Origin of the sequence: Pseudomonas sp. LABIM340 (assembly GCF_040017195.2) — a bacterium.
Classification (GTDB): domain Bacteria; phylum Pseudomonadota; class Gammaproteobacteria; order Pseudomonadales; family Pseudomonadaceae; genus Pseudomonas.
Genome location: NZ_CM200227.1, coordinates 1,573,496 through 1,588,804 on the forward strand (window position 1 = coordinate 1,573,496; position 15,309 = coordinate 1,588,804).

Genomic DNA, 15,309 nt, shown 5'->3' on the forward strand with positions numbered 1-15,309 from the left:
CGCTTTCATTGCCTAAACGCTCTGCTCGTAAACCACCTGCCCCTGAAGGACGGTCAGGTGCACTTCGGTATCTGCGATCTGAGCAGGAGTGGACTCGAAGATGTTGCGATCAAGGATGATGAAGGTCGCTTCCTTGCCTACCTCCAGGCTTCCCCAACGGGACTCCTGGCCGAGTGCGATTGCACCGTTGAGCGTCATCATCTTCACGGCTACATCCAGCGCCACACTCTGATCGCGGTGCTCCAGCATTCCTGCCATCGCGGGGAAAAGGTTCGGAGTGGGCGGCAACAGCCAGTCCGTGCCAACTGTCATCAGCGCACCGTGCTCATGCATGGTCTTGAAGTCATAGGCATCCGCCAGTGCAGCCTGGTACTCGGGCATATGCCAGATGGCAGGGGACATCTCTGCCACCACGCCCAGTTCGGCGAAGCGCTTGCGGTCTCGCGGCGACACGTAGTGAGCATGGGCAATGTCGTGCATCTGCCCAGGCTTGCACGGCACATCCAGCGCACGCTCGTAGCAGTCCAGGCCGATACGCAGCGAGCCGTAGCCAGTGCAGTGAGCCTTCAGGATCATGCCGGCTGCCGTCCACTCGCGGATTTTTTCCACCAGTTCATCGGAATCGAGCAGCAGGTTGTAGGTGATGGGTTGGTCGGTAACCGGGTCCAGCGGCACATGGCTGAACGCCGGCGCCATCGAGGTCCCATCCAGGAAAACCTTGATCCCGTTAACGTGGACACGAGGGGCTGCATACTGCTGTCGCTCAGCGATGACTTGCTCCTGCCCCGCCCGATCACAGCCGGCGGCCATTTCGGAGCCCCACGGAATGTGGCAGAACACATTCAGATTGAGCCTGTTGTAGTCACTCAGGGTCTTGGCGGCGATGAGGAAATTGCGGTTGGCGCTGGCCTCCTGAGCGGAGGTAATGCCGTAGCGGTTGCACAGCTCTGCCGCATGGCTCAACGCGTAAGCCACACCTTCTGGCGGTGGCATCGGCGCCGAAGCATAGAGTTGAGCCATACCAGCTTCGCGAATGATTCCGATCAGTTCGCCAGTAACCGGATCTTTGTCGAAGTACCCGCCGGGAGGCGGCGGAGTATCCCGAGTGATGCCCGCCGCATTCAGTGCAGCAGTGTTGGCCATCACGTTGTGGAACGAGAAGTCGTGTAGGCAGATCGGAACACCCGGCAGAACATTGTCCAGCCATTCGCGGGTCAGCACTTCACGATTGAGCACCAGCGGGTTGTAGATGCCTCCGATCAGCCAGCCATAGGCCGAGTGGCCAGCCCAGTAAGCCTTTAATTGCTCGGCGAGCTCATCGAGCGTTTGCGGATCCTGGAGATTGCATTGGAAGCCCAGCACTCGGGCAGCGGCCCAAACCAGGTGCGTATGAGAATCGTGAATCCCCGGCATCATCATGTGGCCCTGGACATCCACTTGACGTACATCTGCGGGAGCCTTTGCCACAACGTCGGCCTGCTCACCGATAGCAGTGATGACCCCATCTTCAACCAGCATGGCTGAGGCCCAGGGTCGCTGCTCATCAACGGTGTAGATCCGTGCGTTTTGATAGATCGTTGCACTCATGGAAACTTTTCCTCGGAGTTAAGCGGATTGGGTTGCAAGGCTTCGTTTGGTGATGGCGAACGGCATGACGGCCGAAAGCGCGGCGCTGATGCAGGAGATGGCGAAGACCGGCTGGAGGTCGGAGCCCGAGGCAACCAGCGAGATAGCGAAAGGTGCGAGCGTGGAGCCAGCGATCTGCACCAGGCCGATCAGACTGGTGGCGCTCCCCGTACGGTCATGAGCAGAGATCAGCGCCATGTAATAGGACAGGGTCATTACCCAGCCGACGTTCATGAGGAAGGTATATGCGGTCAGTTCAGTGGTCGAAGACGGACCCACCGCAAGTAGGAGCACCGCAATCAGCACCATGCCCGAGCCAACCAGAATCAGCGGGGCGCGACCGAAGCGCGAGCCAAGAACCGCCGCCAGCGCGGCTCCCGGCAGCCCTCCGACAAGACCAATGCCGAAAGCCAGCCCAACATCTACTTCAGAGATTCCGTGAGCAGCGCCGATGTTTCCGATGTAGCCCCAGATTGCAAAAATGGAGAGCTGCAGAAACGCCATTCCGATCAGGCCGGTGAACGCTGCGCGATTCGAGACGCTCGCATTTCGAGCTTGATGCTCTGCTGCAACCACCTCGATTAGCTTCGATAGCTGAGTGGACAACGCCAGGCTTACCACCAGGATGGCGGCGAACCAAACCCCGATTGTGTTGATCGCCACGGCATCTCCGAAGCGCTCGACAATGAGAGGGAAGGCGATGGCGTATACCGAAAACAGCCCGGTCTGCAGCGCTAGAACGACACCGAATGTAATGTCCTGATTGGCCATCCGACCGAGGTAAAAGACGGCCAGGCTGTAGACCAGACCTGAGGCGGCCCCCGAAAGGAACCGCAGCCCCATCACGGTATTCAGGTCAAGACTCATCGACGTACCAGCGTTGGCAATGACTGATGCGAGAGCGGCGAGTGCTAGCACGTAGCGAACAGGCTGACGGCGAGCGATCCATGCGCACAATGCTGTGCCGGCAACTGTGCCTAAGGACTCCACGGTCATAACCCAGCCTTGCTGGGCCACATCGAGATGCAGACGCTGCGCGACCAGTGCCATGAAGAGTGGCCAGATACCGATCATGATCAGCGAGGCGCTGCCCACGAAGATCAGGATCGCTTTATCAAGCACGCGGATGTCGGTATTCGTTTTCATTATTTTTCTCGACGCAAAGGAATGCCCGCGCCCTGAAAAAGCACGGGAGGTAAATGACGTTTTTTCAGATTGGCCGAATGCCATTACTCACTGGGCAATGGCTGACCGGCGCGTCCGGAGTTTTAGGTCCTGATGCGGTGCCGGTGGGTGTGCTGGCCGGAGCTAAGGGAAGGCGCGATAACCGTGGCGTGGACAGAACTCGAGATGAGTCGCTGCGACGCCTTTTGATTGGGATGGTGCATAGACAGCTCCTGCAGTTTTTTTCTTGTTTAACAGGGCAGTTCGAATGGCCCAGAGGCCACCGTCAGTTGTGAGCCCTCCATCTGAGGTCTCAAGGAATGTCTTGGACTGCTCTGATCAGTCTCTGCATTTCTGCCCTGGATGTGCCAAGGCCTGACGGGTATTTTTTAAACCAAGAAAATCTTTTTGTAAATAAAATATTTTTACAATGAAAAGATAAAGGCCAGCCCTGGTGGGCTCGGATGGGTTGAGGTGCAGAGCGGATCGCTACTGATCAGGCAACCAGTTGCAGCAGTGGTTGCTGGCATGGGAGATGGGGGAAGAGGCCACCTATGGGGTCAACAGAGTAAGCGCCCTGCCATCGAGCCAAAAGCTTGTCGCAAAGGCGTTTCGAACGTCCGATAAGGGTCGGCAGCGGCCTCTCTCCGACGGCAGCAAACGACCCATAGCGGACGCTCCTCTTGCCGTTTCCACTCGGTGGATACAGGAATTTGGAGAGTTAATCGAGCGAAAAGGCGGATAGGCGCAGCTGTATGGAAGGCACAGCAGCGCGCAGGACTTTCTGATGCGCCCTGTAATTTGTCGAAATTCTCAGTTTGGCGCCAGATAGCCTCCGCCGAGAGCCCTGATTAGCTGGATCTCGGTTTCCAGCCGCTGCCCATTCAGCAAGGTGAGGCCGCTCTGCTCGGCCAGCACCGGCAGATTCCCCTCCAGCGCGCTGACTCTGTCGAGCAGTCCGCGCTGGTAATGGGCCTGGGCGCTGTCCCGGTTGAAGCGCATATTGCCGATCCGCTGTTGCTGCAGATGGGTCTCCGCATCCAGCCCTTGCAGCCGGGTTCCCGCCACCGCGACATCGCGCACGGCGTTGAGCACCGCCTGGTTGTACTGCTCCACCAGCCCATTGCTCAGGCTGCGGGCATTGGCCAGTTCCGCGTTCAGCCTGCCGCCATCGAAGATGGGCAAGGTCATGCCGGGGATCAGGTTGATCTGCCGGCTGCCATGGTCCCAGAGGTCGCCCATGTGCAGCGCATCGGCGCCGAAGAAGGCTTTGATGTCGAAGCTTGGATAGAAGGCTGCTTTGGCGGCATCGACGTTCGAGTAGGAGGCTTGCACCAGCCAGCGCATGGCCTGCAGGTCGGGCCGGCGTGCCAGCAATTCGTAGCCTAGGTTCTGCGGCACGCCGTAGTCGTGCAGGGGCAGAGGGCGCGGGGCCAGTTGCAGGTCCATTTCCGCGCCTCCACCAACCAGTGCACGCAAGGCCTCGCGCAATTGCTTCACCTGGCTGTCCAGCGCCACGGTCTGGCGCTGGATCAGGGCCAGGTTGCTCTGCGCCAGTTGCTTCGGCGGTTCGGCCTCGAGGCCGCGGGCGACGCGGGCCTGGTGCGCAGCGACGGACTCCTTGGCGATATCCGACATCTGCTGCAGTTCGGTGAGCAGCTGTTGCGCGGTCTGCATCTGGAAGTACAGCTGGGTGACGGCGCTGGCCACTTCCAGCTCTACCCAGGCCGCCTCGGCCTGGCGTGCATTGCTGACGCCCAGGGCCGCGTCGACCTGGGCCCGTTGGCGTCCCCAGATGTCCAACTGGTAGGCCGCCCCGAGGCCGACGATGCCTTCGGTGTACCAGGGGCCGGTCAGCCCCAGCTCCGGCGCGTTCTGCGAAAAGGGCCCGAGGAACCCATTGGAGGATACCCGCTGGCGGTTGACTTCCGCGGTGAGCTGGACCTGGAGGCCGGTCAGGGATTTCACGCTATTCGCTTGCGCGCGGGCCTGTTCGATGTGGCTGCGGGCGATGGCGATGTCGGGCGAGCTGGTCAGCGCAGTGTCGATCAACCGGTCCAGTTGCGGGTCCTGGTAGCGCTTCCACCAGCGGGACTCCGGCCAGCGGTCACGGGCCAGTCGCAGGTCGTCCGCGAGCCGGATCTCCGCAGGGTCCATGGACTTGCTTGCCGGGCCGTCCTCGCGCATCAGCGCGCAGCCGGCCAGCAACAGGCAGCAGGCGAGCAGGGGCGCGAGGCGATGCTTCATGCCCGGCCTTCCAGCAGTGCACCGCGGTCGAACCGCTGCCAGTCCGGCAAGGCGTTCAGTTGCCGGCGCAGTTCCTCGATACGTGCCAGCAGCGTGGGATCGAAAGCTGACTCCATACCAGGCAACAGCGGCGGGGCGGTTCGGTGGTCGAATGATTCTCCCATCAGGGTTGCGGCGTAGCCGTCGAGCCAGTCACCGGCTTCCCTGCGCCACTCATCCAGGTAGGCACGCTGGACGGAGGTCAACTCGGTGCCGATGGCGGCATAGCGTCGCCGCAGTTGCACCACCAGCAGGATCAGGCTGCGCGCGCGGTCGGCCAGTGTCTGCGAGAGCAGGGCCAGTTCTTCGTGTTCACCCTGGTACCAACCGGGCTCCAGGGTAACGCGGGCAAGCATGGCGTCTGTTTCGGCCAGTTGCCCCCAGCCGCGCAGGCTGGCCGTGTGCAGGCGGTCCGCTTGTTCCTCTGCTGTGGGTTGGCGTTCGCGCAGTAGCTCGGCAATACCGTGCAGCACACCGGCCAGGCGGCGACGCAGGCTGTCGCCTTCGCGCTCCGGCCAGAGCAGTCCGTGGATCAGGGTACTGACCATCACGCCCAGCAGGATGCCTACCAGGCGGTCGCGAATCTCGGTGAGCTCGGTGGTCGGGCCGAACTGTTCCAGCAGGGCCAGGGCGAAGCAGAACATGATCTGCAGGCCGGCATAGCTGATGCGCTCGGAGCCGGCGGCCACCCAGGCGCCCAGGCTGATCACCGGCAGGCTCATGGCGAGCAGTCCGACGATGTCGTCGATGCGTGGGATCACGAAGACAATGCAGAACAGCGCCAGCGCGCTGCCTACCAGGCAACCGCCAACACGCAGCAGGCCCTTCTGGGTCGAGGCGCCCAGGCTGGGCAGGGCGATGACCACGCAGGTCAGCATGACCGTGTGAATCCCCGGCCAATCGACGGCGCTGTAGAACACGTAGCAGAGCATCGTCGCCAGCCAGGTCTTGAAGGCGAATCGCAGGTAGTTAGGATTGCTGAAGGCGTCGGCCGAGAGCAGCGGCTCCTTGGCCGGCGCCTTCACCTCGGGGGCGTCCTGCGTGTAGCCAGCCAGTGCGAGCAGTGCGTCACGCATCTCGGCCAGCGGTGCGGGTGCCAAGGTAGGCAGCGATTCGCAGCGCAGTGCCGGAATCGGCGCATCCGGTGTAGCAAGCACGGCTTCTGCCAGAGCCTCGCAGTCGGCTTGTAGCGCAGCCAGCGCCAACTGATCCTGCACCGGTTCGGTCAGCGACGCGCCGGCCGCATGCAGGCGTGAAACGCAAGTGATCAATGCAAGCTGTTGCGCCTCATGGGTGCGGTAGTACTCATCGCGCATGCTGGCGAAACGCAGCAGCTTGTGCAGCGCCAGTACGCCTTGTTGCACCTGAGATGCGACGATCTCGTCCTCCCCTGGGCGACCGTCGCGCAACGCCTGCAGCCGGCGTTGCACCTGCATGAGCTGGCGGACCATCGCATCGCGCAGTTGCTGCTGTGGCTCCTGCGGCAGCAGCAGGGTGTTCACCAGCAGCGTCACCAGGATCGGATAGACCACCGCGACCCACACCCACAGGCAGGCGCGCAGCAGCATCTCCGGCTGCAGGTTCAGGTCCACCAGGCTCTGCACATAGATGGTGACGATGGCGACGAGGAAAAACAGCGGGCCCAGCCGAGTCGCCCGCATCGCGAACATGCTGGCGATGAACACCGCGCTGGCACCGAGGATGCGCAGCAACGGATAGCCGAAGGTGTATTTCAGCAGGAGGATGCTGATGGCGACCGCGACCGTAGCGCTTACCAGGAACAGGATGCCCGCCATGCGGGTCAGGACCACGTTGTTCTGGCTGACGAAGAACACCAGGATCAGCGACAGGGCCAGCAGCGGCACCTCCATGCTCATCGAGATGACGATCACCAGGGTGCAGGCCACCAGGTTGCGCAGCAGGGCATTGCCGCGCCCGGGAAAGGCCGCCAGCTCCGTCAGGAGGAAGGTCCACATCCGGTCCTGCCAGTTCGGCAGCGTGCTCATTGCGACTCGTCCCGGTCGGTTCCGCCGTGGATCACTGCCACGGCCGATGCGCCGATCCGGAACATATTCTGGTCCGGCTGGTCGACTCGGATGCGCACGGGGAAGCGCTGCGCCACGCGTACCCAGTTGATGGTGCGCGCGACCCTGGGCAGCCCGTCGACCTGTGCGCCGCCATCGTCGGGAAACACGCCGAAGCCGATGGAGTCCACATGTCCGCTGAAGGTCCGGCGACTATCGCCCATCAGGTACACCGTGGTGCGGTTGCCGGTGCGGATGTTGTTCAGCTCGGTCTCGCGGAAGTTCGCCACGACATACCAGTGGCGCGTGTCTATCAGGCTGAAGATCGGATGGCCGGCGGCGGCGAACTGGCCGTTGGAAGTGGTCAGGCCGACGATGCGGCCGGGGAAGGGGGCGCGCACCACGCAATGCTCGACATCGAGTTCGGCGCGGGCGATTTCCGCCAGGATCACTGCACGCTTGGCGACCAGGGCGTCCACTCCGCTGACGGCGGCGGCCGCCTGTTTGGCCTGCAGCAGTGTCGCGTTCAGCTCGGCCTGGGCGCTCTTGGCAGCGGTACGGGCCTGGTCCACCTGTTCTTCGGAGACATAGCCGCGTGGCAGCAACGGTTCCATGCGACGCAGCGTGTCGGCCGTCTGCGCCGCGCTGGCCTTGGCGCGCTCGACGCTGGCATGTACGGCGTCGGAGTTGAACTGCTGGGCGTCGACCTGGCGCTGGCTGAGGACGATCTCCTTGTCCAAGGCCTGCAGCGAGGCGTTGGCCTGTTCCAGCACGTGCTGGTAGGGGCGTACGTCGATGCGCATCAGCACATCGCCTTCGTTGACCAACTGGTTCTCGCGTACCAGCAACTCGGTGATGCTGCCGCTTACTTCGGGTGTGACGTTGATAGTGTCGGCGTAGGCGTAGGCATCGTCAGTGCGCGGCGCGGTATCCAGCAGCCAGATAACCCAGATCAGTAGTATCAGCGTGACGCCCAACAGCACGAGAACCAGCACTCGCCGGGGCAATTTGCTCGAGGTTTTGTCAGTCATGGTGGGCTCTGCTCAGGACCGGAAGAACAACAGCCAGGCGATCAGAGAAAACATCGCAGTGAACATGGGGTAGGTCAGCGCGGGTGGAGCCAGTTGGCTCGATGCGCCGCGACGCGACAGAAGAGAGTGCAGCAGCAGGCTCAGTAGCAGGCCGCCCGTGATGCAGAACAGCCAGTCGGGGAAATAGGCACCCAATACCGGCACGGACGGTGCGTTGGAGCAGCCTGACAAGGCCGAAGGCAAGCCGAGAGCAAAAAGTATCTGGACGTCCTTAACGCCTTTCTCCCTCATTGCAGCATCCTTCGATGGTGAACGAACGTTCTGCACAGGTGTTGCAGTAAGTGGATTTCGCCTATTTGGTTTTCCTTGTATAGCTCACGGGCAGACGAACATCGTCCAGGCATTACCTGATGAGCTTGTTCCTGCACAATCAACCAGTCTGGAGCGCCCATTTGAGCAATTGATGGAGGAGCTCCCATCCAAGAAAGAAACTTCAGGGATAAACGTTAGGTTGGACGCGCAGCTCAGGTGGATGAGGTTTTGAATCGGGGTTGAGCCTGAAACCGATGTTCAATCGGCGTCATGCCGAACCAGCGGTGATGAGCGCGGCAGAAGGAGGTAGTACGTCGATACCCCAGCTCCTGGGATATCTGCCCGACCGTCAATTGGGTGTTACGCAGCAGGAGTGCTGCTTGCTCCTGGCGTATTTGATCGACTCGCTCTTCGAAGTCTTTGCCGCTGCTGGCCAGGCGGCGCTGTAAGGTCCGCGTGTTAAAGCCCATCAATCGCGCGACCTCCTCCAGTGAGCAGCGACATTTGGGCAAGAGAGCCTGAATATGGCGCTGAAGCTGAAGATAGAGGTTCTCCTCCGGCGCACACTGGGCATCCAAGTAAAATCTCACGATTTCATGCAGCGTCGCATCTGCATTAGCGCAGGGCTGCTTCAGGGCTTGAGGGAGCAGCACCAACGCATTGTGATGCTGACCAAAAAGCACCTTGCATTCAAAGTACTTTTGGTAGCTGGCCATACTACTGAGCGGTTGGTGCCGGAAAAGCACGGCTTCGGGTGTGAACGGCGAACCAAGCAATTCCGAAATCATCAGAAGGCCATGCAGAATCGATTTCTCGACGATCTGCGGGATTGCCTTGCTGGAAGGTAATGCGTTGTCGAAGTACAGCGCCGCCCGCCCGGACCGCTGCTCCAGCCGATAGAGGATTGAGGGGCTGTAAAGGCTCATATAGCGCAAGACCGCGGCAAGCCCGTCACCGACCGTAGGCGCCGTCCTGGCAAGGTGTTGCAGCGGACCCAGTAGCGTGGAGCCCTGGAGGGTGGCCAGTTCCAGCCCAAGTGTCGGCAACTGCAAGGCGTTCGAGCTTCCTTCGAATATCTGCGCCAGGCTCTTGTAGGAGAGTGTTTTCTGGTAGTCACCCACCACATCCGGACTGACGTGATGAGGGGCAAGATGGTCGCGTAATGATGCTCCCCGTTGCGCTAGCAGCTCGCCGAAGTGGAGAAAGGCGGTTCCTCTGACGCTATCCAAGATGACCTCCTGAGGGACCGCGGGGAGTTAGTTTAGGGCGCCCGGTTGATCACTTGTGCTTGAGCTGCTCGAATGACTTGAGCATGTCCTGCGCCCAGCCATCGAGTACGGCCTTGGCATCGTTGGCGGTCATAACTTGGGAGGAGTTATCCAGTTCAGTTCCGGCGCCTTTGCGCACTACCTGGGCGACCACGGTGCCGTCATTGCCATTGAGGAAGGCAGCCTCAGTGGCAATGCTCGTGTCCTGGTCACGGATGCCGGTGGCAGTGCTGACTCCGGCCGCGATAAGAGCAATGGGGATCACTTCATAAGGCTGCAGGCCCTTGGTCGATGCGCTGACCGCAGTGATGGCCGGGCGCACGATCAGCACACCCGGTCCGGGGGCGCTGGCAAGGGGCAAAGCCTTGGAAAACTGGGTCTGCAACGCCTGGTCATAGTACTTGGTAATGCCGTCCAGCGTGCTTTGCGGAATCTTCTCGGTCGGCTGCGGCTGTGGAAACAGCTGGCTCGGCTCGACGTACACGCTCGTGAACTGGCTCACGTCGATACCGGGCTTGATCCAGCGCATCACCGGTGCGCCGGAGGGGGACTTGTCTTCCTTGAGCACGCTGTAGTCCTTGAGGAAGCCGGAGTATTGCTCCGGTGCCACGTACTTGCTTGCGCAGCCGGACAGCATCAGGGATGTGAGGCATAGCGAAACCGCTAACGACTTCAACTTCATGGAGTTGCTCCTGGCTTTGTAGAGTGATGGTAGGTAGGTCCGAAGATCTTTCGCGAACTGGCTAGAAGCGCCAGGTCAGGCCGCCCCCCAGAGCATGCAGATAGGCGTCCTTGTAGGTTCCTGACAGCGTCTGACCCGTGCGCGCCTTGGTCTGCTGGATGTCCATATCGCCCAGCCACATGAAGGTGTAGGCGGCGTGAACGTCCAGACCGTCGCCGAGGTCATAGTTGAAGCCAGTAGACAACCGATAGACCTCGCCGGCCGGGTTGTCGGCAGTGCGTTCCTCGTCGTCCATCATCGAGGAGTCGTAGCCCACGCCGAAACTCCAGCGCAGGCGCGGGGTGTACTGGTACTGGGCGCCTGCGGAGATGTTCCAGGAATCCTTGTAGCCGCGGTCGAGGGTGGTGCTGTCGCTGATGCGGTCGCCATCCACCGAGACGCCAACCTGGCCGAACTCGCTCCAGTCCTGCCAGCCCAGGCTGCCCAGCAGCGTCCACTGCCCGTCCAGTTCGTGAGCGACGCTAAGCAGCACGGTCTGCGGGATGCTCATGTCCAGCTCCAGCGAATCCAGGTTGCCGCGGTTCAATGCCAGATTAAGCAGCGGATTGTTGATGTGCTTGAGCTCGGGCTTATCCTCGAATTCGAAGGTCACCTTGCTGGTATAAGCCAGGCCCAGCTTGGTGCGAGGCCCCAGCTGGTAGAGCATGCCTAGGTTCACGCCGCCGGCCACGTCTGTGTCCTTGTAGCGCAACTGCCCATCGGGACGGTCCACCAGTCCAAGTACGCTGTTGTTGACCGCCACTTCGGTCCGGTAGTAGCCGTAGACTAGGCGCGGACCAATACCGATGGTCAGGTCGTCGGTGAATTTGTGCGCGATGGTCGGCTGGAAGGACACCCCGATCAGTGTCGCTTCCTGAGTGAAATAACGACCGGCCCAGTCATCGTCGTAGTCGGCCAGCAGGCCGAAGTTGCCATACATGCCGAAGCCGATGGCCGAGCGGTTGTCGATCTGGTGGCTGATGAACAGGCTTGAGCCAGGCAGGTACTTGAGCGCATTGCCGCCTTCGTTACCATCGAATTGATTGTTGCTGTCTCGGGCGAACTGGTAATGCCCCAGGATCAGCTGCGCGTTGACATTCAACTGCGTGCCTTTGAGTTCGGCTATTCCGGCCGGGTTGCTCATCAACACACTGGGATCGCGCGCGAGTGCGGCAGCGCCTGCGTTGGAAAGCCCTGCACCTTCTTGGCCAGCCTCGTAGATCAACAGATCGGCTGCCTGAGCCTGGGCTCCGGCCAACAGCAGAAGGGACAAAGTGACAGCAACCGCCAAAGAGTGGCGACGAGATGCAGACAAGCTGTGCATGGGCTTCCTCTGCCAAAGCGTATTGGCGTACGCACCAAGTGGAGTTACGCAATGGAGCTTTTCCCGGGCACCACAAAACTCCCCCGAGGCTTGCGCGCTGACGTAAGTCAGCCTAGATGCTGCCTTGCGTTGTGCAACCGTCGAGGTGGAGTTCTTCTGTGGCTGCCTTCTCATTTCATGACAAGTGCTGCCAAGTCAGAGGAAACCCTAAACGCTGGGATTAGGAATAACAGGCGGCCTCGTTAAGAAACAACGGGAACAGCACTGATGGCGGAGGAGAATGAAACTATCCTGCCGGGCGCTGGCCAAGTCACATTTGAGGACATGGAGGAGTTCTTAACGTCCGTTAATGGCCGATTGCTGCCTATGAGGAAAGGCAGCTACCGACCCATAGCGGACGTTCCAACGAAACCGAATTTGGACGATTGCTGCCTTCGGCCCAAACCACTACCGACCCAAAACAACGACGGCCGACGCGAAGGTTGCTCCACGCCGGCAGTCATTTTCTCAGTTGATGTGGTCGCCCAGTACTTCAACGATACGCCGAGCAATATGTTCTACGTGAGTCTCCAGCGCAAAGTGTCCGGTATCCAGCAACTCGACCACTGCATTCGAATTGTCCCGCTTGTAGGCTTCGGCGCCTGGCGGAATGAAGAACGGGTCGCCCTTGCCCCAGATCGCCAGCGTTGGCACTTGGGTGTCTCGGAAGAACTGCTGAAACGCCGGGTAGAGCTTCAGGTTGTTCTGATAGTCGTAGAACAGATCAAGCTGAATGTCCTTATTGCCTGGACGCTCCAGCAGTAGCGCATCCAGGTAGTACGCCTCGGGCGCTATGAGATCCGGATTGCTTACACCTTCCACGTACTGCCACCGAGTGCCTTCCAGATGCAGGATGGCATCGTTGATCACTTGACGATTGGCTGGCGACGGATCGGCCCAGTACTGACGAATTGGCGCCCAAGCGTCCCCCAGGCCTTCGAGGTAGGCATTGCCGTTCTGAGAAATGATCGCGCTCACGCGCTCCGGATATGCCAGCGCCAACCGCAGCCCGGTAGGCGCGCCGTAGTCGAAGAAGTACATCGCGTAACGCTTCAGATCCAGCGCATCGACAAACTGACGGATCGTCTCTCCGATTGCGTCGAAGGTGTAGCGGTAGTTGCGCTCGGACGGCACCTCGGTGAAGCCAAAGCCGGGCAGATCCGGCGCGATCAGGCGGTACTTGTCCGCCAGTAGCGGCATCAGGTCACGGAATTGGTGGGAGGAGCTGGGAAAACCGTGCAGAAGCAACAGTACCGGTGCGTCCGGAGCACCCGCCTCACGGTAGAACACCTTGATTCCATCAGCTTCGACGGACTTATAGGCAACTTGGATGTGCTGTGAAGTGATCATGGCTGAATCCCCTTGTAACTGGTTAATGTTGGTTTTACGGGTTACTTGAGATTCATTTTGCACAGATTTTGTAACTGGTCAAATGATTTTTATGGGTTACAATCTGGCGGCTGACTCGCTGGAGAAATGTCATGACCGCCGCGCTTACAGAACTGCCAATCCCTTTGGTGCTCGCCGATCACCCGGCATTGGACTTGCTGAATACTCAGATGATGGTCGACGGACAGCGTCGCGATCTTCTCAACAGTGACGCCGACGCGACGGAGTGGCTGGATCGAATCGGTATTGAGCTACAGGGGGAAGCCGCCATAGGCGACGGGCAATTGCTTGGCCAATTGCGAGCTCTGCGTGAATGCTTTGAAGTCTTACTGGTAGCCAGGCGTGAAAAACGTGTGGCGGATCCAGCGGCGCTCAACGCGTTTCTCCTGCGCGCTGTGCCACAGCTGGTTTGGGAGGAGGCGGGCGCACCGGTATTGGATCGCTTCCGTCAGTCTGATGCCGTAAGCCAGTGCTTGGCGCGACTGGCATTTGCTGCTGCCGAGTTGCTGGCTGACGGTGATTTCAATCTCGTGCGTAAATGCGAGAGCGCTGATTGTTCGCTGATGTTCTATGACCGCACCAAGTCTCATAAACGCCGTTGGTGCAGCATGGCGCTGTGCGGAAATCGGCATAAGGTCGCCGAGTTTCGCAAGCGGCGTCAGAGCGCGGGCGACTGACACTGCATCCGGCCGACGTGCGAGACGGCGCTAATCTTGAGTCGGCGTCCGCTTCTGGCCGATTTCTGCCTGTTGTGACTGGCAGAGGTCGCCCCGGGCCGGAAATAAACAGTGAGCCAGAGGAGCTTTCTCATCCACTGATTAGCTGCTTTCCGACTGGTTACGTGTCCACCTGCCAACGGGCTCCCTCAACTCCGACCTGAGCACCAGATCAGTGTTGAATGGAGTCCTTTTTCCCAAGAGGCCGTAATGCCCATAGAGCAACTCTGTTGCCAGCTCTTCGAGGTAGCGAATGGCAGCTTCCTGGGCGTAGCAGAGATAATAGTGGCGACGCGTCATTGGTAGCCGCCCGTGATTGGCCAGGCAGATCAGCACCATATCACTGAGTATGTAGCCGCGAATGTCATAACGGCGATCAACAGCTCTCAAAATGCTTCTGTAGCAAGATGTGTAGACAGACCGCACTTCAGCTTTGGAAACAGTCTCGATCCCGCTCATCACGGATTCCTTCCATTGCCCACTAACCGTCAGCATGGTCAGTCAAATTGGGCGGTACAGAACTGCTCGCTGACTGGCAGGACCGCCGCTCAGAGGCGTAGAAAATCCTCAGTCTGCCGTACAGAGCCCAGATTTTTCTCACTTCCTAAAGAAAATGCTCATTTCCCGCGATTTCTGGAGTTTTTTTCTCAGAGTCAGCCCCCGGGCTCTTGCATCCGAGTGAGGCTAGCGGGCGGTTACCGACCCAAAGCAGCCGGTCGCGACAGACAACAACCGGCCAGGAGCTGACTGTTTGCTAGTAAATAAATCTGTCCCCTTTCCAAGCGTTTGAGCCTTCGCCAGTTCCTTGCACCGCTCGCCTGGTGGATGTACTGGGACGTATGAGCGAAGCAGGGCTAGCAATGCTGCCGAGCGTGCTCGTTGAGCAGGAGCGAGAACACCGACAGTGCATGTTGAATTCAACCTCATAAATTACGGGGCGGAGGCCGGTTCAGGATGTCAGCATTGAGGTGGCTGTGGTTCGTTTTGCTCGCGTTTTTCTCCTGCCAGCCGCTTTGAATGGAAATGCACATGTAAGCTCTTGCTGCGCTTCTGTAGCTTCAGACAGATTCGAGAAAACGCTGAACTTTGGCGTCACGTTCGTATGACGCAACCGGGTTACGACTAGTCTTCGAAGATTTCGTCATCTTCTCCTCCTTTGCTGGCCTCCCCCTTACCTGCCATCTGTCTGAGCATCTCGCCCATGTCAGTGGCAATCATTTGATGACTCATGTTCGCGTTCAAGCGGACCATTTCGTTCACGCTGAGCATGTCAATCCGACCGTTCGGCAGGTGTCGCACGTCCAGCAAGCCGTCTAAGCCATTGGGGTGCAGCTTTCCTGTTTCGATCTGCTCAACGGTGAGATAGATGCGTTCTTCGAACTCACCCCGCGTCATCGGTTGCTGCATGG

The 15,309-nt window shown here is 59.8% G+C and carries 13 protein-coding genes; 1 reads left to right on the forward strand and 12 read right to left on the reverse strand.

The window, feature by feature from the left end; all coding sequences use genetic code 11:
* Window positions 1-12 precede the first annotated feature (12 nt).
* From ABKS89_RS07440 to ABKS89_RS07485, 10 genes are all read right to left on the reverse strand, one after another.
* A complete protein-coding gene (locus ABKS89_RS07440; RefSeq protein WP_348587846.1) occupies window positions 13-1,587 on the reverse strand; it encodes an amidohydrolase in 1,575 nt (524 codons plus the stop codon).
* An 18-nt stretch (window positions 1,588-1,605) separates the two neighbouring features.
* A complete protein-coding gene (locus tag ABKS89_RS07445; RefSeq protein WP_348587845.1) occupies window positions 1,606-2,772 on the reverse strand; it encodes an MFS transporter in 1,167 nt (388 codons plus the stop codon).
* 831 nt (window positions 2,773-3,603) lie between these two features.
* Entirely contained in the window at window positions 3,604-5,037 is a 1,434-nt protein-coding gene (locus tag ABKS89_RS07450; RefSeq protein WP_348587844.1) for an MdtP family multidrug efflux transporter outer membrane subunit, read from the reverse strand.
* The gene (locus ABKS89_RS07455; protein WP_348587843.1) at window positions 5,034-7,082 is read right to left on the reverse strand and encodes an FUSC family protein; all 2,049 of its coding nucleotides are present in this window, start codon (window positions 7,080-7,082) and stop codon (window positions 5,034-5,036) included. The genes ABKS89_RS07450 and ABKS89_RS07455 overlap by 4 nt, the downstream gene beginning before the upstream one ends.
* The gene (gene mdtN / locus ABKS89_RS07460) at window positions 7,079-8,131 is read right to left on the reverse strand and encodes a multidrug transporter subunit MdtN (RefSeq protein ID WP_348587842.1); all 1,053 of its coding nucleotides are present in this window, start codon (window positions 8,129-8,131) and stop codon (window positions 7,079-7,081) included. Before mdtN ends, ABKS89_RS07455 begins: the two co-directional genes overlap by 4 nt.
* A 12-nt stretch (window positions 8,132-8,143) precedes the next feature.
* Entirely contained in the window at window positions 8,144-8,422 is a 279-nt protein-coding gene (locus ABKS89_RS07465; protein WP_348587841.1) for a YtcA family lipoprotein, read from the reverse strand.
* Window positions 8,423-8,655: 233 nt separating this feature from the next.
* Window positions 8,656-9,672, reverse strand: coding sequence for an AraC family transcriptional regulator ligand-binding domain-containing protein (locus ABKS89_RS07470; protein WP_348587840.1), 1,017 nt, complete (start codon window positions 9,670-9,672; stop codon window positions 8,656-8,658).
* Window positions 9,673-9,721: 49 nt separating this feature from the next.
* Window positions 9,722-10,393 carry a DUF3313 domain-containing protein gene (locus tag ABKS89_RS07475; RefSeq protein WP_348587839.1) on the reverse strand — a complete coding sequence of 224 codons (672 nt, stop codon included), beginning with the start codon at window positions 10,391-10,393 and terminating at the stop codon, window positions 9,722-9,724.
* Window positions 10,394-10,454: 61 nt separating this feature from the next.
* On the reverse strand, window positions 10,455-11,756 hold the full coding sequence (locus ABKS89_RS07480) for an OmpP1/FadL family transporter (RefSeq protein ID WP_348587838.1): 1,302 nt from the start codon (window positions 11,754-11,756) through the stop codon (window positions 10,455-10,457).
* 507 nt (window positions 11,757-12,263) lie between these two features.
* Complete coding sequence (locus tag ABKS89_RS07485; RefSeq protein WP_138216832.1) at window positions 12,264-13,145, reverse strand: alpha/beta fold hydrolase; 882 nt, start codon at window positions 13,143-13,145, stop codon at window positions 12,264-12,266.
* A gap of 131 nt (window positions 13,146-13,276) precedes the next feature.
* Here ABKS89_RS07485 and ABKS89_RS07490 point away from each other — a divergent pair, with 131 nt between their 5' ends.
* The gene (locus ABKS89_RS07490; protein ID WP_348587837.1) at window positions 13,277-13,861 is read left to right on the forward strand and encodes a CGNR zinc finger domain-containing protein; all 585 of its coding nucleotides are present in this window, start codon (window positions 13,277-13,279) and stop codon (window positions 13,859-13,861) included.
* 141 nt (window positions 13,862-14,002) lie between these two features.
* Here ABKS89_RS07490 and ABKS89_RS07495 read toward each other — a convergent pair whose 3' ends face one another.
* Both ABKS89_RS07495 and avs1c read right to left on the reverse strand, forming a co-directional pair.
* Complete coding sequence (locus tag ABKS89_RS07495) at window positions 14,003-14,359, reverse strand: hypothetical protein (protein ID WP_348587836.1); 357 nt, start codon at window positions 14,357-14,359, stop codon at window positions 14,003-14,005.
* A 663-nt stretch (window positions 14,360-15,022) separates the two neighbouring features.
* Window positions 15,023-15,307 (reverse strand): AVAST type 1 anti-phage system protein Avs1c, encoded by a 285-nt coding sequence (gene avs1c, locus ABKS89_RS07500; protein WP_348587835.1) that lies wholly within the window; start codon window positions 15,305-15,307, stop codon window positions 15,023-15,025.
* Between the last annotated feature and the right edge of the window lie 2 nt (window positions 15,308-15,309).

Coding starts and splice junctions, on each gene's coding strand:
- ABKS89_RS07440 (WP_348587846.1), bottom strand. CDS start 1,587: ATGAGTGCAACGATCTATCAAAACGCACGGATCTACACCGTTGATGAG.
- ABKS89_RS07445 (WP_348587845.1), bottom strand. CDS start 2,772: ATGAAAACGAATACCGACATCCGCGTGCTTGATAAAGCGATCCTGATC.
- ABKS89_RS07450 (WP_348587844.1), bottom strand. CDS start 5,037: ATGAAGCATCGCCTCGCGCCCCTGCTCGCCTGCTGCCTGTTGCTGGCC.
- ABKS89_RS07455 (WP_348587843.1), bottom strand. CDS start 7,082: ATGAGCACGCTGCCGAACTGGCAGGACCGGATGTGGACCTTCCTCCTG.
- mdtN (WP_348587842.1), bottom strand. CDS start 8,131: ATGACTGACAAAACCTCGAGCAAATTGCCCCGGCGAGTGCTGGTTCTC.
- ABKS89_RS07465 (WP_348587841.1), bottom strand. CDS start 8,422: ATGAGGGAGAAAGGCGTTAAGGACGTCCAGATACTTTTTGCTCTCGGC.
- ABKS89_RS07475 (WP_348587839.1), bottom strand. CDS start 10,393: ATGAAGTTGAAGTCGTTAGCGGTTTCGCTATGCCTCACATCCCTGATG.
- ABKS89_RS07480 (WP_348587838.1), bottom strand. CDS start 11,756: ATGCACAGCTTGTCTGCATCTCGTCGCCACTCTTTGGCGGTTGCTGTC.
- ABKS89_RS07485 (WP_138216832.1), bottom strand. CDS start 13,145: ATGATCACTTCACAGCACATCCAAGTTGCCTATAAGTCCGTCGAAGCT.
- ABKS89_RS07490 (WP_348587837.1), top strand. CDS start 13,277: ATGACCGCCGCGCTTACAGAACTGCCAATCCCTTTGGTGCTCGCCGAT.
- ABKS89_RS07495 (WP_348587836.1), bottom strand. CDS start 14,359: ATGAGCGGGATCGAGACTGTTTCCAAAGCTGAAGTGCGGTCTGTCTAC.
- avs1c (WP_348587835.1), bottom strand. CDS start 15,307: ATGCAGCAACCGATGACGCGGGGTGAGTTCGAAGAACGCATCTATCTC.